19 protein-coding genes and 2 pseudogenes are annotated in these 21550 nt (G+C 64.0%); 12 read left to right on the top strand and 9 right to left on the bottom strand.

Features of this window, described 5'->3' with window-relative positions:
* Nucleotides 1-22: 22 nt before the first annotated feature.
* Entirely contained in the window at nucleotides 23-373 is a 351-nt protein-coding gene (locus tag ACYHH6_RS13850; RefSeq protein ID WP_352589241.1) for a RidA family protein, read from the bottom strand.
* A gap of 228 nt (nucleotides 374-601) precedes the next feature.
* On the opposite strand from ACYHH6_RS13850, the gene ACYHH6_RS13845 reads away from it, so the two are divergent.
* From ACYHH6_RS13845 to ACYHH6_RS13800, 10 genes are all read left to right on the top strand, one after another.
* Entirely contained in the window at nucleotides 602-1849 is a 1248-nt protein-coding gene (locus tag ACYHH6_RS13845; RefSeq protein WP_352589244.1) for an MFS transporter, read from the top strand.
* Nucleotides 1849-2610, top strand: a complete 762-nt coding sequence (locus tag ACYHH6_RS13840) for an SDR family NAD(P)-dependent oxidoreductase (RefSeq protein WP_352589247.1) — start codon at nucleotides 1849-1851, stop codon at nucleotides 2608-2610. The genes ACYHH6_RS13845 and ACYHH6_RS13840 overlap by 1 nt, the downstream gene beginning before the upstream one ends.
* A 30-nt stretch (nucleotides 2611-2640) precedes the next feature.
* Complete coding sequence (locus ACYHH6_RS13835) at nucleotides 2641-3657, top strand: NAD-dependent epimerase/dehydratase family protein (protein ID WP_352589250.1); 1017 nt, start codon at nucleotides 2641-2643, stop codon at nucleotides 3655-3657.
* A gap of 11 nt (nucleotides 3658-3668) precedes the next feature.
* A complete protein-coding gene (locus tag ACYHH6_RS13830; protein ID WP_352589253.1) occupies nucleotides 3669-4592 on the top strand; it encodes an allantoinase PuuE in 924 nt (307 codons plus the stop codon).
* Between the two features lie 2 nt (nucleotides 4593-4594).
* Entirely contained in the window at nucleotides 4595-5929 is a 1335-nt protein-coding gene (locus ACYHH6_RS13825; RefSeq protein ID WP_352589256.1) for a dihydroorotase, read from the top strand.
* Nucleotides 5930-5938: 9 nt separating this feature from the next.
* Entirely contained in the window at nucleotides 5939-6712 is a 774-nt protein-coding gene (locus ACYHH6_RS13820) for an SDR family NAD(P)-dependent oxidoreductase (RefSeq protein WP_352589259.1), read from the top strand.
* 209 nt (nucleotides 6713-6921) lie between these two features.
* Nucleotides 6922-8784, top strand: coding sequence for an ABC transporter ATP-binding protein (locus ACYHH6_RS13815; protein WP_352589262.1), 1863 nt, complete (start codon nucleotides 6922-6924; stop codon nucleotides 8782-8784).
* A complete protein-coding gene (locus tag ACYHH6_RS13810; protein ID WP_352589265.1) occupies nucleotides 8784-10670 on the top strand; it encodes an ABC transporter ATP-binding protein in 1887 nt (628 codons plus the stop codon). The genes ACYHH6_RS13815 and ACYHH6_RS13810 overlap by 1 nt, the downstream gene beginning before the upstream one ends.
* A 260-nt stretch (nucleotides 10671-10930) precedes the next feature.
* Nucleotides 10931-11095 (top strand): DUF3309 family protein, encoded by a 165-nt coding sequence (locus ACYHH6_RS13805; RefSeq protein ID WP_112566134.1) that lies wholly within the window; start codon nucleotides 10931-10933, stop codon nucleotides 11093-11095.
* Between the two features lie 91 nt (nucleotides 11096-11186).
* On the top strand, nucleotides 11187-11525 hold the full coding sequence (locus ACYHH6_RS13800) for a hypothetical protein (RefSeq protein WP_435053403.1): 339 nt from the start codon (nucleotides 11187-11189) through the stop codon (nucleotides 11523-11525).
* On the opposite strand, the gene ACYHH6_RS13795 is transcribed toward ACYHH6_RS13800, so the two are convergent.
* Together ACYHH6_RS13795 and ACYHH6_RS13790 are read right to left on the bottom strand one after the other, a co-directional pair.
* Nucleotides 11506-11928: a hypothetical protein gene (locus ACYHH6_RS13795; RefSeq protein WP_352589269.1), complete on the bottom strand. Its 423-nt coding sequence runs from the start codon at nucleotides 11926-11928 to the stop codon at nucleotides 11506-11508. The two genes, ACYHH6_RS13800 and ACYHH6_RS13795, sit on opposite strands and share 20 nt — an antisense overlap.
* Before the next feature lie 80 nt (nucleotides 11929-12008).
* Nucleotides 12009-13253 (bottom strand): annotated as a pseudogene (locus ACYHH6_RS13790) (TCR/Tet family MFS transporter); the annotation flags it as partial.
* Nucleotides 13254-13366: 113 nt separating this feature from the next.
* Here ACYHH6_RS13790 and ACYHH6_RS13785 point away from each other — a divergent pair.
* On the top strand, nucleotides 13367-14005 hold the full coding sequence (locus ACYHH6_RS13785; protein WP_192255887.1) for a TetR/AcrR family transcriptional regulator: 639 nt from the start codon (nucleotides 13367-13369) through the stop codon (nucleotides 14003-14005).
* A gap of 13 nt (nucleotides 14006-14018) precedes the next feature.
* Here the strand turns inward: ACYHH6_RS13785 and ACYHH6_RS13780 are convergent, their stop codons facing one another.
* Both ACYHH6_RS13780 and ACYHH6_RS13775 read right to left on the bottom strand, forming a co-directional pair.
* Nucleotides 14019-15185: an MFS transporter gene (locus ACYHH6_RS13780; RefSeq protein WP_352589272.1), complete on the bottom strand. Its 1167-nt coding sequence runs from the start codon at nucleotides 15183-15185 to the stop codon at nucleotides 14019-14021.
* A 94-nt stretch (nucleotides 15186-15279) separates the two neighbouring features.
* On the bottom strand, nucleotides 15280-15510 hold the full coding sequence (locus ACYHH6_RS13775; RefSeq protein ID WP_352589274.1) for a DUF1127 domain-containing protein: 231 nt from the start codon (nucleotides 15508-15510) through the stop codon (nucleotides 15280-15282).
* A gap of 126 nt (nucleotides 15511-15636) precedes the next feature.
* Here ACYHH6_RS13775 and ACYHH6_RS13770 point away from each other — a divergent pair, with 126 nt between their 5' ends.
* Nucleotides 15637-17154, top strand: coding sequence for a winged helix-turn-helix domain-containing tetratricopeptide repeat protein (locus tag ACYHH6_RS13770; protein WP_352589276.1), 1518 nt, complete (start codon nucleotides 15637-15639; stop codon nucleotides 17152-17154).
* A gap of 25 nt (nucleotides 17155-17179) precedes the next feature.
* Here ACYHH6_RS13770 and ACYHH6_RS13765 read toward each other — a convergent pair.
* The 4 genes and pseudogenes from ACYHH6_RS13765 to ACYHH6_RS13750 form a co-directional block, all read right to left on the bottom strand.
* A pseudogene (locus ACYHH6_RS13765) lies at nucleotides 17180-17302 on the bottom strand (AraC family transcriptional regulator); the annotation flags it as partial.
* 132 nt (nucleotides 17303-17434) lie between these two features.
* Entirely contained in the window at nucleotides 17435-18538 is a 1104-nt protein-coding gene (locus ACYHH6_RS13760; protein ID WP_352589279.1) for an alcohol dehydrogenase family protein, read from the bottom strand.
* An 8-nt stretch (nucleotides 18539-18546) separates the two neighbouring features.
* Entirely contained in the window at nucleotides 18547-19926 is a 1380-nt protein-coding gene (locus tag ACYHH6_RS13755; protein ID WP_352589281.1) for an aspartate aminotransferase family protein, read from the bottom strand.
* Between the two features lie 33 nt (nucleotides 19927-19959).
* Complete coding sequence (locus tag ACYHH6_RS13750; protein ID WP_352589284.1) at nucleotides 19960-21453, bottom strand: NAD-dependent succinate-semialdehyde dehydrogenase; 1494 nt, start codon at nucleotides 21451-21453, stop codon at nucleotides 19960-19962.
* Nucleotides 21454-21550 lie beyond the last annotated feature (97 nt).

The following is a 21550-nucleotide window of genomic DNA, read 5'->3' as shown; positions in this document are numbered from 1 at the left end:
CGTTTGCCTACCCCAATCGGCCTCAGCCGACCGCCGCCGTCACCATGATCTCGACGCGGTACTGGTCACCGGCGAGCCGCGCTTCCACCGTGGCGCGCACCGGCATGGCACCGCGGTCGATCCAGGCGTCCCAGGCCGTATTCATCATCTCGAAATCGGCGATGTCCCTGAGCCAGATCTGGGCGCTGAGGATTTTGGTCTTGTCGCTGCCGGCTTTGGCCAGAAGGGCATCGATCTTGGCGAGGATCTGCTTGGTCTGCGAGGTCGTGTCGCCGGAGAGGTCGTCCGCCGTCAGGCCCGCGACATAGACGGTGCCGTTGTAGCGCAGCACCCGGCAGAAGCGTTGGCCGTTTTCAAGACGCTCGATCGTCATGGAATTCCTCCTGGCAGCTCGCGATGTCGGCAACTTGCCTATGGTATGGACGGCACAAAACCGCTGTAAAGCCCTGCCGGCGGCCTAGATGCCGCTTTCCATCATCGGCATGGCCAAAAAAATCAAAGCCATAGCCGTATCTATCTTCGTTTGCGGCAATTGCTGCCCCGTGTAGCCTCTCGCTCAGGGTGGCGTCGGTGTCGGCGCGGCCAGGGGAGCAGCGCAGCCATGAGGTCGATCGCCCAATCCGCGATGCGGCTATGGCAAAACGCGGAGCGCTCGCGCGCCTTGCTGCCGATCATGACCGGTATCTGTCTCGCCTGCATCGGCAGCGCCATGCTGACCACGGCCGTCTCGCTGCATCTCGGCAAGCCCGGCATTTCGTCCGATGTCGTCCAGATCGTGCTTACTGCTTATCCTGTCGGCTTTTTCGTCGGCTGCCTGGTGACGCGCCCGGCGGTCGCCCTTTACGGCCATGAGCGCACCTTCATGGGTGTCCTTGTGCTGGCGCTGTTGGCTGCGGCGGGCTTCGTCTTCACCGATTTCCTGCCGAGCTGGATCTGCTTTCGCCTGCTGGGCGGCATGTCGATGGCGTCGCTGTTCGTCGTCTGCGAGAGCTGGATCAACCTCTATGCCGAGCAGCACAATCGCGGCGCGATGTTCTCGCTCTACATGCTGACGACGGCGATCGCGGTACTGCTCGGACAACTCCTCGTCGCGCTGGTCGGGCCGCAATCGCCGCATCTGTTCCCGGTCGCGGCAGCGATGGTGCTGCTGGCGCTGGTGTCCAAATTTGTCGGCGGGCGCTGGCCGGCTTTGCCCGTCGCTCCGCCCGAACCGGAACATGCGAGCGGACCCGTCAAACGCCTCGGCCCGCTGGCGCTGTTCCGGCTGGCGCCGGTGACGGTCGTTGCCATCTTCCAGGGCGGCATCACCAACATGAACATCTTCGTTCTGACGCCGATCTACGGCACCCAGATAGGATTGTCGGCGGCGACGACGGTCGGCCTCGTGACGACCATCAGCATCGCCGGCATGCTGGCGCAGACGCCCGTCGGCTGGCTGTCGGACCGGTTTGAACGGCGGCTGATCCTGCTGGCGCAAGGCCTGCTGTCGGTCGTGCTGTGCGCCACAATCGCCTGGCTCGGCAACTTCTCCGAGCCGCTGCTGTTCGTGCTGTTCTTCCTCTATGGCGCCACGGCGCTGACCATCTATCCGGTGGCGATGGCGTTCGGCGCCTCGCAGTTGCACAGCCGGCATATGGTCGGCGCCTCCGGCACGCTGCTTTTGCTCTACTCGATCGGCAATGTGGCGACGCCCGGCGTTTCCGCCGGCCTGATGGCGCATATGGGCGCACCGGCGATGTTCCTGCTGCTGGGCGGCGGCGCAGTGCTGGTGACGCTTGCTGCCTGCTATAATCTGCTGCGCCGACCGGTCTCGGCGAATATCGTGCAGACCGTCGAGGAGCGCGTTTGATGACGACCGCCATGAGCCGCCTCCAAGACAACGTCATCCTGATCGCAGGCGCCGCAAGCGGCATCGGTGCGGCGATCGCCAGGCGGTGCATCGCCGAGGACGCAAGGGTGGTCTGCGCCGACTACGATCTCGAACCTGCAACCCAACTTGCCGACACGCTTGGCTCTTCGGCAGCCGCCTGCCAGTGCGACGTGACCGAGATCGGTTCCGCCCGAGCCGCCGTCGAGTTCGCGCGACAAAAATTCGGCCGGCTGGACGGGCTGGTGCACAATGCCGCCGCACCGTCGACCAGCGCCACTGTTGTCGATCTCGACGAGAGCGCATGGCGGCGCGAGATCGATGTCGGCCTGACCGGCGCCTTCCTGATGAGCAAGTTCGCGGTGCCGCTGATCGCGGCAAGCGGCGGCGGATCGGTTGTCTTCATCGGCTCGCAGTTCGGCCGCGTCGCCACCACCAGGGCCGTCGCCTATTGCGCCGCCAAGGCCGGACTCATTCATCTCGCCAAGGCGATGGCGGTCGACCACGCCGCCGACAAGGTGCGCGTTAACAGCCTGTCGCCGGGCGCGGTGGCGACGACGCGGCTGCTGCGCGGCTTTAGGGATTTCGAGGCGGCCAATGCCACGCTCGGCCCCGCCCATCTGCTCGGCCGGATCGCCGAGCCGGAGGAGGTCGCGGCGGCAGCTGCCTTCCTGCTTTCGCGGGATGCATCCTTCGTCACCGGCTCCGATATGCTCGTGGATGGCGGCTATGCGACGCGCTGAATCCTTCAAGTCGATTTCAAAGGAGTTCCCATGACGCTTCTCGTCACCGGCGGCACCGGTTTTGTCATGAGCGTGGTGGCGCGCGAATGGCTGGACCGCGATCCGCACGCTCGCGCCGTCATCCTGGATCGCTCCAACCTCGACGCGATCGCCGAGAAATTCTTTGCACCGGTACGCGATCGTCTGACCGTGCTCACCGCAGACATACTGGATCCCACGCAATGGGCGACAGCACTCGACGCCCATGGCATCACGGCAATCGTCCACGGCGCGACGGTGACGCCGAATTCGCGCCCCAGCGACTCGACGCAGCCTCCGGAAGCCAACGATCCGGCTGCCATCGTCGACGTCAATCTAATGGGCACGGTGCGCATGCTGGAATGGGCGCGCAGCCGTCCCGGCGTCAAGCGCTTAGTCTATGTCAGCTCCGGTTCGGTCTATCGCCACAACGGCCCTGACTGGAGCGGCGAGCCGTTGCCCGAGGATGGCTATGTCGCGCCGCTGACGCTTTACGGCATTTCGAAATTCGCCGCCGAAATGGTCACCAACCGCTATGCCGATCTGTTCGGCCTGTCTGCCATCTCGGTCAGGTTGTCCTCGGTATACGGGCCGATGGACCGCGTCACCGGCAGCCGCAATGTCCGTCATCTGCCGAACCGCATCGCCCATATGGCGCTTTCCGGCGAGACGATCCGGCCGAACAGCCTTGAGCCGCTCGGCGACTATGTGCTGTCGAGCGACGTCGCCAAGGCTGTCATGGCGCTGCTCGATGCCGAAGATTTGCGCTATCGGCACTACAATATCGGCAGCGGCGGCACGCAGACGGTCGGCGACTTCATCGGCTGGGCCAGCGAACGCTTCCCCGGCCTGAAAAGCGAAGTCAGCCCGCAAGAGACGGCGAACATCACCATGAACGCAGCGTTGAAGACGGGCATGTGGGGCGAATATGACCTTGCCCGCATCGAGCGCGATACGGACTGGCGACCGACGCCGGCGAAGCAGGCCTTCCACGATTACATCGACTGGATTGCCGCTAACGAAGGTTGAGGAGCAGAGCGATGCCGACCGATTTTCAGCAACCGCGCGACTTCGTCGGCTACGGCCCGCATCCGCCCTTCGTGACATGGCCCGGCGGCGTCAAACTCGCCATCAATCTGGTGCTCAATTACGAAGAGGGTTCGGAGTACTCCTGGCTCGAGGACGGCCGCAACGACAATTGGGGCGAGTATAATCTCGTCTCGAGCCCGCCGGTGCGCGACCTCGGCACCGAGACGCATTTCGAATATGGCAGCCGTGCCGGTGTCTGGCGGCTGGCGCGGCTGTTCGACCGCTATGACATCCCGATCACCGTCTCCGCCTGCGCGGTCGCGCTGGAGCGCAACCCGGCGGTCGCCGAATGGATGAACGCGCGCGGTCACGACCTGCTCGGCCACGGGCTGCGCTGGATCGACTATACGACGATGGAGCGCAGCGAGGAGGAGCGCCATCTGCATGAAGCAATCGCGCTCTACCAGAAGCTGATGGGGCGGCGCCCGCTGGGCTGGAACTGCCGCTCGCTGCCGAGCGTCAACACGCGCGATCTGTTGGTGCGCGAAGGCGGGTTTCTCTACCACTCCGATCCCTGCAATGACGACCTGCCGTACTTCCTGGACCACCAGGGCACCGAGATCCTGGTCGTGCCCTATTCCAAGACACTGAACGACAGTCGCTATCTCGTCGCTCCGGGTTACAGCAATCCGCGCGACTTCGCGCAGGATTGCCGCTCAGCCATCGACTACATGCTCGACGAAGCCAACGAGACCGGCGGCCGCATGCTGACGATCGGCATTCATGCGCGCTGGATGGGCCAGCCCAACCGTGCCTCCGGCTTGCGCGAAGTGATCGAGCACGTGAAGAGACAACCTGCTGCAGCCTTCATGCGGCGCGAGGATATTGCCCGGTTCTGGCTAGAAAACCATGCCGGCTTCGAGCGGCACGGCTGAGTATGTTCGAGACGCTGATCAGGGGCGCGACCGTCGTCAACGCCGAGAGGCAGGAACGGCGCGATGTCGGCATTGCCGGCGGCCGGATCGCGGCGCTGACCACACCCGGCGGAACGGCTGAAGCCGCGACGGTAGTGGATGCCTCGGGCTGCCTGCTCCTGCCCGGCCTGGTCGACGCGCATGCGCATCTGCGCGAGCCTGGCCTGACGCACAAGGAGGATTTTTCCTCTGGCACCCATGCGGCGGCACTTGGTGGCGTCACGACGGTGCTCGACATGCCGACCGACGAGCCATGGACGGCCAGCGCCGAACAGCTCGCCGACAAGATGGCGACGGCGACAGGCCGTCTCCATGTCGATGTCGGCTTCCAGGCCGTGGTCAGCCGCGATCTGTCGCGCATTGCCGGCCTGCTCGCGCTCGCACCGGTGTCGTTCGAATTGTTCACCTCCGATGTGCCGGAGGCCTTCCTGTTTCGCAATTTCGACATGGTTGCCGAGGCACTCAGACATTTCGGCCACGCCGATACGCTGATCGGCATTTCCCCGGGCGATCAATCGATACTGACCGGCGCCAATGAGCGCAACAAGACGGGGACCATCGCGGCCTTTCTCGACAGTCGGCCACCGCTGGCGGAAGCCGGCGGCGTTGCGCGCGCCGTGCTTGCCGCCGCCGCGACCGGCGCGCGTATCCATGTCCGGCAGATCAATTCGGAACCGGGCGTCGAAGCGTGGAGCCGGCTGCGCGACAGGGCCGATGCCAGTGTCGAGACCACGCCGCAGAACCTGTTCTTCACCGCCGACGATTACGAGACGCAAGGCGCCAGGCTGAAGGGTTCGCCACCGCTACGGTCGCGTCAGGATGTCGAGGCCTTGCGCGCTGCACTGAAGGGTGGACTGATCGACATCGTCGCCACCGACCACGCACCGCATGCGCCGGCCGAAAAGGTCGCCGCTTACGCTGCTTTCGCCGATATCCCCGGCGGCATGCCAGGGCTGCAGACGCTGCTGCAGGTGATGCTGAAACTCGTCGACGAAGGGCTGATCACGTACCCCGATGTGGTGCGCATGTGCGCGCGCAACCCGGCCGAACGTTTCGGGCTCGGCCGGCGCAAGGGACGCATCGCCACCGGCTACGACGCCGACCTGCTGATCGTCGACCCGCGCCTGTCCAGTTCAATCTCGGACGCCGAACAGGTTTCCCGCGCAGCCTACACGCCGTTCGACGGCTGGAGCGTCAAAGCGCGGCTGACCAATGTGTTTCTGCGCGGGCGACAGATCGTGCGCGATCAGGTGCTGACCGGTCCGGGGCAAGGCAAGGTCGTGCGCCGGGAACATTGAGGAGAAGAGATGCCCCTGCTCAAGGACAAGGTCACGATCGTCACCGGAGGAAGCTCCGGCATCGGCCGCGCCATCGCGCTGAAATTCGCGGCGGAAGGTGCCGCCGTCATCGTTGCCGATACGGTCGAACTGCCGATCGAAGGCGGCCAGAGCACCGTCGATCTGATCCAGTCGGCCGGTGGGACAGCGATGCATGTCGCGACCGACATTTCGGACTGGAACGCGGTCGACGCGCTGATCGGCGCGACGGTCGCGCGGTTCGGACGGCTGGACGTGATGGTCAACAATGCCGCCATCTACACCAGCACCAACCTGGTCGAGACCACACCTGAGCAATGGAATCGCGTGATCGGCGTCAACCTCACAGGCTTCTTCTACAGCTCCAAGCGCGCCGTCATGCAGATGCTGACCCAGGCGCCGGTGAACGAAGTTCGTGGCCGCATCATCAACATTTCCTCGCAGCACGGCATGGTCGCCTGCCCCGGCGATTTTCCCTATTCGGTGAGCAAGGGGGCCATCGTGCAGATGACGCGGCAGATCGCAGTCGACCACGCCGACGATTTGATCGTCTGCAACGCCATTGCGCCTGGCAAGATCATCACCGGCAAGCCGGGTGTCGCCAACGATCCCGATGCGCTCGCCTATTCACGCAGCCGCACGCCCTGGCCGCGGCTCGGCACCCCGAATGACGTCGCGGGAGCCGCGCTGTACCTGGCCAGCGACATGGCAAGCTATGTCACCGGCATCAATCTGATGGTGGATGGCGGCTGGATGGCGGGTTGATCGTGCGGAACAATGCCTCGTAATGCGCCATAAGCCAAACCTGCAATCTTAGCGTCAGCTCATATGGTCATGCGCCACCCTACAGGCACAGTGCGATGCCGTCATTGGCCCTTGAACGGCCAAAATGGAGGCGTACCATCCCAGTATCTGAAACTGAGTCTGCTTTCATTCGTCCGGGCTAATGTCCGGATCGGGCTGGATATTTTTCCTTGAATACGGATGCAGCCAGCGGCGCGGCGAAGCGCGGCAAATCGTTTGCCCATGTGGCGGAGGCCTCCTGGGGCAAGGGCCTCAGCACGCTGCTACGCATCGTGCGCATGACGCTGCGCCATCCCTGGCAGGTGGCGATCACCATCGTCTCGACTTTCATCGCCGCAACGCTGCAGCTGTTCATCCCGCGCCTGCTCGGTCGCGCCATCGACCAGGCGCAAGGCGTGATGCAAGCGAGCGGAGGGGCGGCGGCGGAACAGGCGCTGTGGACCACCGCGATCACGCTGCTCGTCGTCAGCATCCTGCGCGGCCTCTTCACCATGGCGCAGAACTATTACGGCGAGGCTGTCGGTCACCGCACCGGCTATGAGTTGCGCCTGGCCTTCTACGAGAAGATCCAGCGGCTGAGCTTCGCCTTCCATGACAGGGTTCATACCGGCGATCTGATCACGCTCGGCCTGCTCGACCTCGATGGCGTGCGCATGTTCTTTTCCACCGGCATATTGCGCGTGGTGCTGCTCGGCGTGCTGATCGGTGTCGGCTCCTACCTTCTGATCAGCACCGATCTTGAGCTCGGTTTGCTCAGCCTGAGTTTCGTGCCGTTCGTTGCCTGGCGGTCCTCGGTCACGCAGCTCAGATTGCGCAGCACCTGGCTGACGCTGCAGGAGCGGCTGTCGGTGCTGAGCCGGGTGATGGATGAGAACCTCGGCGGCATCCGCGTCGTGCGTGCGTTCGCAGCGCAACGACATGAGCTTGAAAAATTCGACCGGGCCAAAAAGTCGGCGCTGGAGCTTGCCGATCAGCGCGTCGACATCCGAGTCTCCAACACCAGCGCCATGAATTTCTCCTTCCTGGCAGCCATGGGCCTGGTGCTGTGGTTCGGCGGTCAGAAGGTGATTGCGGGCGAGATCAGCGTCGGCACGCTGGCTCAGTTCCTCACCTTCATGACCATCCTGCAGATGCCGGTGCGCCAGCTCGGCCTGATGGTCAACTCGTTTGCCCGCGCCTCGACCTGCGGCACCAGGCTGTTCGAACTGCTCGACGCCGAACTCGACATCCAGGATGCGCCTGGCGCCAAGGATCTCGTCGTCACTGACGGCGTGCTGCGCTTCGACAATGTCGGCTTCCGCTATGCGGGCGTTGGCGGCCGGCCGGCGCTGTCGGGCATTTCCTTCGAGGCCAGGTCCGGTGAAACCGTTGGCATCGTCGGCCCGCCGGGCAGCGGCAAGTCGACCATCGCGCATCTGATCCCGCGCTTCTACGATGTGACGTCGGGCGCGATCACCATCGACGGGCAGGACATCCGCGAGGTCACGCTGCAATCGCTGCGCAAGGCGGTCGGCGTCGTGCAGCAGGACGCGTTCCTGTTCACCACCTCGATCGAGAACAACATCGCCTATGGCAATCCCTGGGCGCGCGAAACCCGCATCGGGCAGGCAGCCGAGTATGCCCAGCTGCACAACTACATCATCGGGCTTCCGGCCGGCTACACCACGGTCGTGGGTGAGCGCGGCGCCTCGCTGTCCGGCGGCCAGCGGCAGCGCCTGACCATCGCCCGTACCTTGATGCTGCGGCCTTCGGTTCTGGTGTTCGACGATTCCACCGCGGCCGTCGACGCCGGCACCGAGCAGCGTATCCGCACGGCGATGAAACGCTTCGCCAAGGACCGTGTGACGCTGATCATCTCGCACCGGCTGAGCTCGCTGATGCATGCCGACCAGATCCTGTTCGTCGAAAACGGCCGCATCGCCGAGCGCGGCACGCACCAGGAATTGCTGGCGCTGGGCGGCCGCTACCGCGCGCTCTACGACCTCCAGCTGCGGCCGGACGACGATTTGCCGGTGGCTGTGGGAGCCGCATGATGTCGACGCAGAACGACGACGAGAAGGAAGACACCAGCCGGCGGCCGACCAAGGCCGTCGTCGGCTCGCACCGCGACGAGGAAGAGGTCTTCGGCAAGGCCTACGATCCGCGCATCGTGCGCCGCATCTGGAGTTTTGTGAAACCGTATCAGGGCCGGATCTTCATCTCGGTTGCCGCTGTACTGGTGTTCACACTGACGCAGCTGGCGATCCCGCTGGTCATCCGCTACGCCATCGACCACGGCATGGCGGCGGGCAAGGCCGACCGCTCGGTGATGAACTGGGCGATCGGCGCCTTCGCGCTGATCATCCTGATCAACTATGGCGCCAGCTATGTGCAGGAAAGCGTCGTCGGCAAGGTGGCCGAGAATGTGCTGTCGGATTTGCGCCGCGCCATGTTCAGCCATCTGCAGAGTGTCTCGCTGAGCTTCATGGACAAGACCGAAGTGGGCCGCCTGATGTCGCGCCTGCAGGGCGACGTCAATTCGATGCAGGAGTTCCTCGAGACCTCCGTGATGTCGGTGGGCGACATCGTGCTCTTGTTCGGCATCGTCACCGTTCTGCTCTGGCTCGATTTCCGGCTCGGGCTTTTGACGCTGTCGACCATGCCGGCGCTGTTTGTCGTACGCCTGTTCTGGCTCCCGCGCGCCAAGGTCGCCTTCATGACCGCGCACGAGACCAATTCGATCGCCAACGGTGCGCTCGCCGAAGGCATCCACGGCGTGCGCACGGTGCAGAGCCTGGAGCGCCAGCACGTCAATTTCGACCTCTATGACGAGAAGGTGCTGGCCAATCTGAGGACGCATCTGACCTCGGCGAAATATGCGCAGGTGATGGTGCCGATCGTCGACACGCTGACCGGCATAGCCATGGCGACCGTCATCGTCATAGGCGGTTCGATGGTGCTGTCGCACAGCCTCGACATCGGCGTCATGGTGGTGTTCCTGTTCTACATCCAGCGCTTCTTCGACCCTATCCGCTCGCTCACCATGCAGTACTCAGTCATGCAGCGCGCCATGGCTTCGGGCCAGCGCATCTCCGAAGTGCTCGACGTGCCGGTCGACGTCAGCGACAGCCGAGGCGCGGTGGCGCTGACGCGCGACATGGACGGCTCGGTCGAGTTCAGGAACGTCACCTTCGGCTACCGGCAGAACCAGCCGGTGCTCAAAAATGTCTCGTTCCGCGTCAATCCAGGCGAGACCGTGGCCCTGGTCGGGCCGACCGGATCGGGCAAGTCGAGCTGCATGGCGCTGGTGCACCGTTTCTACGATGTCTGGTCGGGCGAGGTGCTGGTCGGCGGCCACGATGTCCGCGACGTGACGCAGGATTCGCTCGGCGACCAGGTGGCCATGGTGCTGCAGGAGCCATTCCTGTTCTCCGGCACGGTTCTGGAAAACATCCGCTACCACAAGACATCAGCAACCCGCGAAGAGGTGGTGCGAGCGGCACAAGCCGTCGGTGCGCACGATTTCATCGAGCATCTGCCCGACGGCTACGACACCGAGCTCGAACAACGCGGCGGCAACCTCTCGCTCGGCCAGCGCCAGCTGATCAGCTTTGCGCGGGCGCTGGTCGCCGACGCCAAGATCCTGGTGCTGGACGAGGCGACGGCGAGCATCGATTCCTACACGGAAATGCTGATCCAGGAGGCGCTGGTCACACTGCTGGAAGGCCGCACCGGGCTGGTCATCGCGCACAGGCTGGCGACCATCCGCGGCGCCGACCGCATCATCGTGCTGCAGAATGGCGAGATCGTCGAAAGCGGCAACCACGACCAGCTGATGGCGGCGAAAGGTCTCTACGCGCGGCTCTACAACATGAACTACGCCTCGTTCGACGACATTGCCGAGGAAGACATAGGCGCACCGGCCGGCAAGGCGACGTGAAGGTGGCCTGTTGAGCCCAACGGAAACTCGCGGCAAGCGGGGCAGAGCCGGTCAGCGATTCTATCAAACGCCGAGTCCCTCCGAAGCCAACAGGCAGGATTCCTGCTTTTCTTAGCCGTCAAAAGAGACCGTAATCACTCCGGTTGCGCTTGCCCTTGGCGCGCAAGGGTTGCAAAGGCATTGGAACAGGATGGCCTGCCGCGAGTTTCTGTCTTCGAGCCGCGCGGCGTGAATGGCGCGGCAGCGCAAGGAGACGGCATATGGGCCTGGGTACCATTCTTATTATCATCCTGATCATCGCGTTGCTCGGCGGCTTCAGCGGCCTCGGCGGCGGACCATTTTACGGCACCGGTTACTATGGCGGCGGCGGCCTCGGGCTGGTGCTGCTCATCGTCATCATTCTGGTTGTTCTTGGGCGCATTTAGCGCCGCTGCCAGCGGCCGCCGGACCTCGGCGGCCGCTCTCGTTTGAAGACATTGGTTGGCAGCTGAACAGTGCCGGCGCCTGGAGACATTGGTGGCACGCAAACTCGACCTGCGCAGCGGCCGGCCGGTCTGGTTTGCCTATCGGGCTCCATCGGTGCCGACCGAAAGACTGACCCGCGATGTCAAGACCGACGTGTTGATCGTCGGCATGGGGATCAGCGGCGCCATGGCCGCCGGAACGCTGACTGCCGCCGGTCGTCGCCTCGGCGATCGGCGGCATCGAAGACTCCGACGCGAAGCTGTTTTCATTCAGCCGATCATGATCGAACGCTTTCGCCCGCGCCGCCGCTCAGGCAATGAGTTCTACAGCACCGCGGATGAAGCTTCCGTCTTCAACCGGCCAGCGCATTTCAGGGTGTGCAACTGCTGACGCTTTTGAACGTCATTTCATTTCTGCAATCATATTCCGGAGGCCAGTCGTTGCTAATTCTGGTGCAGTATTGGGCGATTATGGCTTCCGCGCTGTACCGGCCAATGAAAATATCGGGCTTGATGGAATTGTCGGTTTGCAGGCCGGTGAAAAAGCTGATTTCCGATCCGCTTTTGCAGGCATAGCCGATCATCAGATCGTCTTTTATCCGGCCGGCAATCTGAGCGCAGCCTGCCGGTCCGGGAAGTGGATCCGAAACTTGAGTTATCTCCAGGCAGGTCCCGCGTTGCTGTTCGCGCCACTTCGAGTTCAAGGCGGGAAGATCATCCGCCAATGACATGGTTGTCGCCGCGCCTAGAAATGCCATCTCGACAATGACAGACATCAGGAAAGCCTTCTTCATCGATACCTCTCCCTTTTACATCCCGGTGAGGATGGCATATTTGCAAGGTCTGGTGTGTGAGCGGCTTTACTTAGGAAGATCTACGCGATCGCTGGCTCTGCGGAGCGAGCGGTCCGAGTGCCGAGAAGAACCAGCGGGATGGCGATCGCATAAACGACCAGCACCGAGAGCCAGATGGCTCCAGGCCACTCTTTCTGGACGACGAAGTAGAAGGTCGAGAAGCCGAGTGGGGCGATGACCGAGGCCAGGCTGACGGCCGATGCCAGCACGCCCTGGAGTTGACCCTGGCGAGCCGGGTCGACCTGCCTTGTGGCAAAGGCCTGGAACGCCGGTGCGCCGATGCCGGCCAGCGCGAAGACCGGCATGATGGCGAACACCATCCAGCCGTGATTGGCGAAAGCCATGGCGAGAAGGGCGATGCAGGCAAAACCTATGCCGGTGACGACCGCCCAGCGCTCGCCGAGCAATCTGGCTGCCGGGCCGGGCAGGAATGCCTGCACCAGCGTCTGGCAGACACCGAAGGCGCCCAGCGAAAGGCCGATCCAGACACCGTTCCACTGGAACGTGTCGAAGCCCCACAGCGCCCAGCAGGTGCCGTAGGCTTCTCCGGTGGCGCTCATGATGAAGAACACGAACACGATCGGCAGAAGCCCCTTCAAAGAGAGCACCCAGCGCAACGGCGCAAGCGGGTTGAGTGCGGCCAGATCGAGCTTCTGGCGGGCAGGTGCGCGCGACTCCGGCAGGATGAAAAAAGCCAGCAGCAGATTGCAGGCGTTGAGCACGGCGGCGGCGATGAAAGGCAACCGCAGCCAGTGGTCGCCGAGCAGACCGCCGAGAACCGGCCCGATGATGAAGCCGGCGCCGAACACGGCGTTGAACAGGCCGAAGCGACGGGCGCGCTTGTCCTCAGGTGACACGTCGGTGATGTAGGCCATTGCGACCGAGACATTGGCGCTGGTCAGGCCGGCAATGGCGCGGCCGAGGAACAGCATCCAGAGCTGTGGCGCGAAGGCCATGACGATGTAGTTGATGGCCGCACCGGCGAGCGAAATGAGCAGAACGGGACGCCTGCCAATGTTGTCGCTCAAGGCGCCGAGCATGGGCGCGAAGACGAATTGCATCAGCGCATAAAGCGCGGTCATGATGCCGATATAGGGTGCGATATCGGGGCTGTGCGTCACCTCTTCGAGGAGGCGCGGGAGGATCGGGAAGATGAGGCCTATGCCGACGGCGTCGAGGCCGATCGCGGCGAAGATAACGGTAAGGGATTTGTTCATGGTGAGATCCAGACGATGAAAATGATGAACCCATGACGCGCGCCTTGCGCTGACGTCCTGGGTCTCTGCAGTCCGATCGAGCGGAGAAGCTTGCTTTTCGGCTCAGTTCTTACTATACTCGATCCAAACTTGTACTCAGTACATATTCAACCAGGAAAGCCATGTCAACCCCGTCCGACCTCCGGGCTCGCAAGCGCCTCGCCACGCGGCAAGCCATCTCCAATGCCGCCACGCTCCTGTTCTTCGAGCGGGGCTTCGACGATGTGACGGTGGACGAGATCGCGGCGGCCGCCGATGTTGGGCGGATGACGGTATTCAATCACTTCCCGCGCAAGGAGGACATGCTCTTCGACCGCGACGAGGAAGGCCGCGAGATGCTGCGCGAGGCTCTGCGGCAGCGCGATCCAGGCATCGCGCCGATCGAGGCGTTGCGGCTGTTCGCGCATCGCCTGGTTGCCGAACGTAGCCCCGTCGTCGAATTCTCCGCCAGGAGCCAGGGCCTGATCAGGACGGTCGAGGGCAGCGAGACGCTCAAGGCGCGGGCGAGAGCGATACGGGATGAGCTGGCGGACGTGCTGACGGTAGCGCTGACTGAAGGCGCGGGGCGTGATGCCGCCGACCCCGACGCCCGGCTGGGTGCGGCGCTGCTCCTGACGACATGGAGTGTGGCCTTCATCCAGGCGCACCGGACGTTTCGAGAAACCCGCGACAGCGGCCAAGCGAGCGCGGCCTTTCTCGCTCTCGTCGACAAGGGCAGCATCGGCCTGAAAGCCGCAATGGCAGGCACGCCTTACGCCTGAGCAAGGTCTTCGCTCAAACCCGCCGTCTCTGCGCCGTCAGAAACACCACCAGCACACAGCACAGCAGGCCGAGCGACGATGGCAGTCCCTGATGTCCGGTCAGCTGCATTGCCAGCCCTGCTACGGGCGAGCCGACGATGCCGCCAGTGCCCCACACGAAAGCGAAGGCGGCATTGCCGGCAATCAAGGCCTGACCGGTGAAACGCTCGCCGAGTTGGATCAGCGACAACGTGTAGATGCCGAACGAGACCCCGCCCCAGACGAAGAAAAGCGGCCAGATCAGCCAATTGTCGAAGAGCAACGGCAACAGCAGGCAACCGGCCAGGCACACCAGGACACAGAACAGCATCATCCGCGTCGAGCCAAACCGTTCGGCCGCGCGCCCAAGCACGATCTGCAGCACCGCATTGCCGGCGATGAAACAGGTGATGAGCGACGCAATGCGTTGCTCGGCGCTGCCAAGTGCGGCGCCATAGACCGCGAACAGGGAAAGCAGGACCTGCTCGAAGGCGGCAGCGGTGAAAACGGTAAACAACAACAGCGGCGCCAGGGCAAAGAAGCCGCCGACCGACACCGCCTCGCCGTCATGCGGCATGTCGGGCAGGCGCGCTGCGACGGCAAGCACGATCAGGCCGCAGACCAGGAAGGCCGCGCTGCCGATGATGAAGGGCGGCCACCCTTGGGTGCCCACAAGGCCTAGCGACAGTGGGCCGAAGCCGAATCCGGCGGAAACAATGGAGGAGTAAAGGCCCATGATGCGGCCCCGGCGCGCGGCGGGCGTGATCGAGACCAGCCAGGTTTCGCTGATCACGTAGAGCGGGTTGGCAAAGAAGCCGAGCAGGAAGCGCAACGGCATCCAGGCCCAGACGTCCTGCGTCCAGGCAATCGCGATCAGGGCGGTCGCTGCCAGGATTGAACACAGGACCGCGAAGCGCGCCGCCCCCACGCGCCGAACCAGCGCCGGCGTGAAGAGCGACGATACGATGAAACCCAGCGGCGTCATTGCCGCCGAGAGGCCGATCAGGCCCGGTGTCGTCCCCTGCCGTTCGAGGATGAAGCTGAGCAGCGGATAGGTCAGCCCCTGCGCGACGGCAAACACCGTGACGGTCGCGATGATGCCGGCCATCGCGGCCCATGGGATGCGGTTCTCGCGCGGTGACGTCGCGTCTTCGGCGCTCATGCAGCCTTCGAAGCAGGATCGGCAAATTCCGGCAAGTGCAAATACCGGCGAAGCGCCGCGGCACGCACAAACGGGCGATCCGGTATCATCCGGCTCACACTTGCCAGAAGCGTTTGACGATCTCTGCCTCGACCTGGCGTCTGGTCAGGCCGATGTCGTCGATCAGATGCGGATTGGCCTCCGCCATCTGCTTCAGGTCCCAGCGAAAGCGTATCCGCTCACGCCAGGCCGCAATCATGCTGCGCGGGCCCGTCAAGTACCGGCGCGATGACGCCGCGGGTTTTTCCGGCCAGGCTGCCGGGGCAGAAGCAAAGGTATCGTTCATGGCAACCTCCATTCGGCTTGAGGGGCAAGAGCCCTCGGTTTGAAAGAGGCTGAATTCTGCAGCATGCGGACGGCGCCGTAATTAAGCCTTCCCAAATAGTTCTCAAAACTTCCAAACGGGCTATAGATGCGCGTTATGCAAGGAGCGCGCTTTGCCTTTGGTCCGTTCGTGCTTGATCCGGGTGCGGGAACGCTCCTTCGGGACAACGTCCCCGTCGCCGCCGGTCATCGCGGACTGCAACTGCTGGCGGCGCTCGTCGCACGGCCCGGCGAGATCCTGGCCAAGGCCGAGTTGATGGACGCGGCATGGCCAGGCACGGCCGTCGAGGAAGGCAACCTTACGGTCCAGATCGCGCAATTGCGCAAGCTGCTGGGTCCGGCCGCGAATGGCGGGGAATGGATATCGACGGTTCCGCGCGTCGGCTATCGCTTCATCGGCGCCATTGAACAGCTCGGCGATGCAAAGCGACAGCCTTTGCCGCTGCCCGCCAAGCCGTCGATAGCCGTGTTGCCCTTCGCCAATTTCAGCAACGACCCCGAGCAGGAAGCCTTCGCCGACGGGTTGACTGAAGACCTCATCACCGACCTGTCCCGGATCGGCGGCCTGTTCGTCATCGCGCGCAACTCGACCTTTGCCTACAAGGGCAAGGCGGTGGATGTGCGCGAGATCGCCAGGGAACTTGGCGTGCGCTATCTCTTGGAGGGCAGCGCCAGACGTGCCGCCGGGCGCGTGCGCATCAACGCCCAGCTGGTCGACGCACTGAGCGGCGAGCATCTGTGGGCGGACCGCTTCGATCGCGGCCTGGAAGATATCTTTGCCGTCCAGGACGAGGTGACGGCCAAGATCGTCGAGGCCCTGCTTGGCCGCCTGCGTGCGCCGCTGCCGCGCAACCGGCCGGGGAATCTCGAGGCGTACGATCTGTGTGTGCGGGCCCGCAAGCTGATCGACGTTTCGCCGGAGACGGCGCGCGAAGCGCATCTGATGCTGACGCGTGCGATTGCGCTCGATCCGGACTATGCCGAGGCCTATCGCTGGCTTGCCATGAACCACTGGATGGGATGGGTGCATTGGGGCGAAGCGGTGGAGCCTGCCCGCGGCCTTGCCCTGGACCTGGCGCGCAAGGCCGTGGCGATCGATCCCAATGATGCCGGCTGTCACTGGGTGCTTGCCAACCTGCTTGCCTATGAGCGCAGATTCGATGAGGCGGACGCGGAATTTGCCAAGGCGTTCGAGCTCGACCCGAACGACGCCGACGCCTGGGCGACATTGTCCGACATCACGACCCTGGCCGGCCAGGTGGAGGAGGGCCTCGAGCAGATCCGCAAAGCGTTCCGCCTGAACCCGTATCCGGCAAGCTGGTACTATCTTACGCTCGGCCAGGCGCAATATGCGGCGCGCGACTACGAGGCCGCCGTCGAGACGCTGCGCCGGGACGAGACCTATCGCACAAGCTCACGCCGCTTCCTGGCGGCGAGCCTCGCCCAGCTCGGCCGGCTCGACGAGGCGCGCGCCGAGGTCGCAATGTTCCTCGTCGCCAACCCGCATTTCACAACCCGCCACTGGGTCGAGACCGAGCCATTCCGCGACGCTGCCACGCTCGAACATTTCGTCGATGGCTTCCGCAAGGCCGGCCTTCCGGAGTGACGGACCGCCGGCGACCTGCCGCCTACTATGCCGTCGCCTTTGCGTAGCGGCCGGGCGGCTGGCCGACATGGCGGCTGAAGGCGGTGCCGTAGCCGACGCGCTCGGCGACCTCGGCGATGTCGATCGCCTGCCGGCGCAGCATCGAGCGGCACGATATCGATTCGGTCGGATTTGGGCAGAACATCCTCACGCGGCGTGCGCATGGCGGTGGTCCAGCCTTTGGCGTGGAAAAACCTGGCGCAATCAATAGTCCGTATATGATTTGCCGCCTCATGCCAGGTCAGTGACCATCGATCCACATGGCGTCCGGCACGACCACCAGCTTGCCGACAAAATCCTTGGCGATGAAGTCGGCCTGCGCCTTGTGAAAATCGGACAGTCTGTAGACACCGCCAACCAGCGGCCGGATTTTCTTGGCCTCGATGTAGCGGACGATGCGACGAAAATCGGCGCGCGTGCCTTGGCTCGATCCGTGCAGTTGCAGCTGCTTGAGATACATGGTCCTCAGATCGAGCTGCACGACTGGGCCGGCGATCGCGCCGGCGGTCGTGTAGCGGCCTTCGGGTCGGAGAATGCGCAACAAGTCGTTGAAGATCGCGCCGCCGACGAGATCGGCGACCACGTCGATCGGCTGGCCGCCGGTCGCCTCAGTCACCGCGGCAGGCAAGTCGGCGACGCCGCGGGTTATCACCGCCTCGGCGCCGATGTTGCGCACCGCCTGTTCCTTGCCCTTGCCGACAACGGCGTAGGGAATGGCGCCGCGCGCTCGCGCCAGCTGGACGATGCCGGAACCGACACCGCCCGAACCGCCGGTGACAAGCACGCGCTCGCCGGCCTTGAGTGCGGCGCGCTCCAGCATCTGCTCACCGGTGAGATAGGCGCAGCAGAAGGTGGCGAGTTCGACGTCGCTCATCTCGGTGTCGACGACATGTGCATTCTCGGCCGGCACCGTCTGGTATTCGGCGTACCCGCCGTCGCGACCGTGGCCCATATAGTCGATGTCGGCGAGTGAATCGTCGTCGCGGTTGTAGATGGAGAAATCGACCATCACCCGCTCGCCGATCCGGTCCGGCGAGACGCCTTCACCGACGGCCGCAACAATGCCGACCGTGTCGGTGCCCTGGATGCGCGGGAAAACAAGTGTGTTGCCTTGCCGCCGCCAGGTCGACACGGCGGCAGCATCTTCCTCCGTGCCATAGGCGCCCTGGCGCACCCAGACATCGGTGTTGTTCATGCCGCAAGCGCTGACCTTGACCAGCACTTCACCCGGGCCGGGCACAGGCACCTTCACATCGGTGCGGTAGACGAGTTTTTCCGGTCCGCCGTACCCGGTGAGCAGCACGGCGGCCATGGTGGCGGGAAGGGTCTTGGTCATGGCATTCATGGTCGATCTCAGAGATTGGCAAACACGCTGTTGACCGCATCGGCGGCCTTCGAAACGACGATGTCGGCTTCCTCACGGGTCAGGCAGAGCGGCGGCGCGAAACCGAGTATATCGCCCTGCGGCATGGCGCGGCCGATGACGCCGTTTGCGGCAAGTGCCGTCGCCACTTGCGGCCCGATCTTGAGCGAAGCATCGAAGAACACACGGTCGTCCTTGTCGGCGACGAACTCGACCGCCGCCAGCATGCCGTCGCCGCGTACGTCGCCGACATGTTTGTGGTCGCCGACGGCCTTGGCGAGTTCGGCGCGGAAATAGGCGCCGGTCTCGCCGGCGTTCTTCACCAGATCCATCTCGTCGATCAGTTCGAGATTGGCGACGCCTGCCGCGACGCAGATCGGATGCGCAGCATAGGTCCAGCCATGACCGAGCGAGCCGAGCTTGTCCGAACCCTGCACCAGCACCTGCCAGACCTTGTCGGCAACGATGACGCCAGACAGCGGCGCATAGGCCGAGGTCAGGCCCTTGGCGATGGTGATCAGGTCCGGCTTGATGCCATAGTGGTCGGAGCCGAACATTGTGCCGAGACGACCGAAGCCCGTCACCACCTCGTCGGCGACCAGCAGCACGTCATACTTCTTCAGCACGGACTGGATCTTTTCCCAGTAGCCGGCGGGCGGCGGCACGATGCCGCCAGTGCCAAGGATCGGCTCGCCGATGAAGGCGGCGACGGTCTCGGGGCCTTCGGCAAGGATCATCTCCTCGAGCTTGTCGGCGCAATGCTGCGAGAACTGCTCCTCGCTCATCGAACGGTCGGCGCGGCGGAAATAGTAGGGCGCCTCGGTGTGCAGCACCGGCGCGCGCGGCAGGTCGAAAGCATTGTGGAAGAGGTCTAGCCCGGTCAGCGACCCCGTCATCACGCCAGAGCCGTGATAGCCGCGCCAGCGCGAGATGATCTTCTTCTTCTCCGGCCGCCCAAGCACATTGTTGTAGTACCAGATCAGCTTGATGTTGGTTTCGTTGGCGTCCGAACCGGAGAGCCCGAAATAGACTCTGGACATGCCCTTGGGCGCACGGTCGATGATCATCTTGGCCAGTGTGATCGACGCTTCGGTGCCGTGCCCGACATAGGCGTGATAATAGGCGAGGTTCTTCGCCTGGGTGGCGATGGCATCGGCGATCTTCTGGCGGCCGTAGCCGACATTGACGCAATAGAGGCCGGCAAAGGCATCGATGCTCTTCTTGCCATTGGCGTCCCAGACGGTGACGCCTTCACCACCGGCCATGATGCGCGTCGGCGATTCACCGCGCGCGTGCGTGCCCATATGGGTCGAGGGATGGAAAAAGTGGTCGCGATCCCAGGCGTTGAGTTCGTTGGACTGGTCGAGCATTCTTTTGACTCCTTGAGAGCTGGCTGGACGGACTTATGCGACGTCCAGGCAGAGGTACTTCAGATCGGTGAAAGCTTCGAGCCCGTGGCGTGAGCCTTCGCGGCCTATGCCGGATTGCTTGACGCCGCCAAAGGGTATCGGCGCGCCGGTGATCTTCACCCGGTTGATAGCGACCATGCCGTAGTCGAGCGCGCGGCCGATGCGCTGCTGACGGCCGCCGTTCTCGGTGACGACATAGGCGACGAGGCCGTATTCGGTGGCGTTGGCGCGGGCGATGACCTCGTCCTCGCTATCGAAAGGCGTGACGGCGGCGACCGGGCCAAAAGTCTCCTCGCGCATGATCAGCGCCTCGTCAGTGACATCAGTCAGCAGCGTCGGCTGGTAGAACAGCGGCCCGGCCTGATGCCGCTTGCCGCCGGCGAGGCACCGCGCGCCGCGAGCGATGGCATCGGCAACCTGTTCCTCGACTTTGATGACGGCGCGCTCATGCATCAGCGGCCCGATGTCGGTGCCGTCGGCAAGCCCATTGCCGGTCCGCAGTGCCTCGATGCGCCTGGCGAAGGCGGCGCAGAAGTGATCGTAGATCGGGCGCTGGACGTAGATGCGGTTGGCGGCAAGGCAGTCCTGGCCCGACGTGGCGAATTTGGCATCGATGGCAATGTTCATGGCCTTGTCGAGATCGGCATCGGCAAAGACGATCAGCGGCGCGTGGCCGCCAAGCTCCATCACCAGCCGCTTCATTGTCCGCGCGCTCTGCGCCGCGATCAGCCGGCCGATCTCGGTCGAGCCGGTAAAGCTCATGGCGCGGACGCGTGTATCCTCGCACATGCGGCCGACGACAGTCGCGGCCTTGCCGGTGATAACGTTGAAGACACCGGAAGGCAGGCCGGCACGCTCGCCGAGTTCAGCCAGCGCCAGCGCCGACAGCGGCGTTTCCGAGGATGGGTGCGCGACGATGGTGCAGCCGGCGGCAAGGGCGGCCGCCGCCTTGCGGGTCAACATGGCGGACGGAAAATTCCATGGCGTGACGATGCCGACGACGCCGAGCGGCTCGCGCCGCACCATCATCTCGGCATTCGGCAGATGGCTGGTGACGCTCTCGGCGTTGAGACGTTTTGCTTCCTCGGCATACCACTCGACGAAGGAGGCGGCGTAGTCGATTTCGCCAAGCGATTCCTGCAGCGGCTTGCCCTGTTCCAGTGTCATCAGCAGAGCAAGATCGTCTTTCGCGGCGATGATCAGTTCGAACCATTTTCGCAGAATTTTCGAGCGCTCCTGCGGCAACAGGGAGCGCCAGGCTGGAAAGGCGCGCGCGGCGGCATCGATTGCTTTTGTCGTTTGCCGCGCATCGAGCGCCGCGACGAAAGCAACAGTCGCACCGGTAGCCGGATCGGTGACCTCGAAACTTTCCGCCGCCTCGCTTGCCGTCCAATGTCCGTCGACATAGGCGAGTTCGCGCAGCAGCCGGCGGTCGGTGAGCCGGTCGAGCGCTTCATGGCGATGTGAGCGAGCGAAATGCGCGGACATGGTCGAGACCTCCCGGTTCGGACTGATGCGGGAAGACTACCTGCCATCGGCAGACAGAGAGGCTGTTTCGATGCCTTGAAAGAGAGAGACTCTCTCT

This window comes from Mesorhizobium sp. P171375 (assembly GCF_057786075.1).
This window is presented reverse-complemented; position numbering and strand designations above follow the sequence as displayed.

Coding starts and splice junctions, on each gene's coding strand:
- ACYHH6_RS13850 (WP_352589241.1), bottom strand. CDS start 373: ATGACGATCGAGCGTCTTGAAAACGGCCAACGCTTCTGCCGGGTGCTG.
- ACYHH6_RS13845 (WP_352589244.1), top strand. CDS start 602: ATGAGGTCGATCGCCCAATCCGCGATGCGGCTATGGCAAAACGCGGAG.
- ACYHH6_RS13840 (WP_352589247.1), top strand. CDS start 1,849: ATGACGACCGCCATGAGCCGCCTCCAAGACAACGTCATCCTGATCGCA.
- ACYHH6_RS13835 (WP_352589250.1), top strand. CDS start 2,641: ATGACGCTTCTCGTCACCGGCGGCACCGGTTTTGTCATGAGCGTGGTG.
- ACYHH6_RS13830 (WP_352589253.1), top strand. CDS start 3,669: ATGCCGACCGATTTTCAGCAACCGCGCGACTTCGTCGGCTACGGCCCG.
- ACYHH6_RS13825 (WP_352589256.1), top strand. CDS start 4,595: ATGTTCGAGACGCTGATCAGGGGCGCGACCGTCGTCAACGCCGAGAGG.
- ACYHH6_RS13820 (WP_352589259.1), top strand. CDS start 5,939: ATGCCCCTGCTCAAGGACAAGGTCACGATCGTCACCGGAGGAAGCTCC.
- ACYHH6_RS13810 (WP_352589265.1), top strand. CDS start 8,784: ATGTCGACGCAGAACGACGACGAGAAGGAAGACACCAGCCGGCGGCCG.
- ACYHH6_RS13805 (WP_112566134.1), top strand. CDS start 10,931: ATGGGCCTGGGTACCATTCTTATTATCATCCTGATCATCGCGTTGCTC.
- ACYHH6_RS13795 (WP_352589269.1), bottom strand. CDS start 11,928: ATGAAGAAGGCTTTCCTGATGTCTGTCATTGTCGAGATGGCATTTCTA.
- ACYHH6_RS13785 (WP_192255887.1), top strand. CDS start 13,367: ATGTCAACCCCGTCCGACCTCCGGGCTCGCAAGCGCCTCGCCACGCGG.
- ACYHH6_RS13780 (WP_352589272.1), bottom strand. CDS start 15,185: ATGAGCGCCGAAGACGCGACGTCACCGCGCGAGAACCGCATCCCATGG.
- ACYHH6_RS13775 (WP_352589274.1), bottom strand. CDS start 15,510: ATGAACGATACCTTTGCTTCTGCCCCGGCAGCCTGGCCGGAAAAACCC.
- ACYHH6_RS13770 (WP_352589276.1), top strand. CDS start 15,637: ATGCGCGTTATGCAAGGAGCGCGCTTTGCCTTTGGTCCGTTCGTGCTT.
- ACYHH6_RS13760 (WP_352589279.1), bottom strand. CDS start 18,538: ATGAATGCCATGACCAAGACCCTTCCCGCCACCATGGCCGCCGTGCTG.
- ACYHH6_RS13755 (WP_352589281.1), bottom strand. CDS start 19,926: ATGCTCGACCAGTCCAACGAACTCAACGCCTGGGATCGCGACCACTTT.
- ACYHH6_RS13750 (WP_352589284.1), bottom strand. CDS start 21,453: ATGTCCGCGCATTTCGCTCGCTCACATCGCCATGAAGCGCTCGACCGG.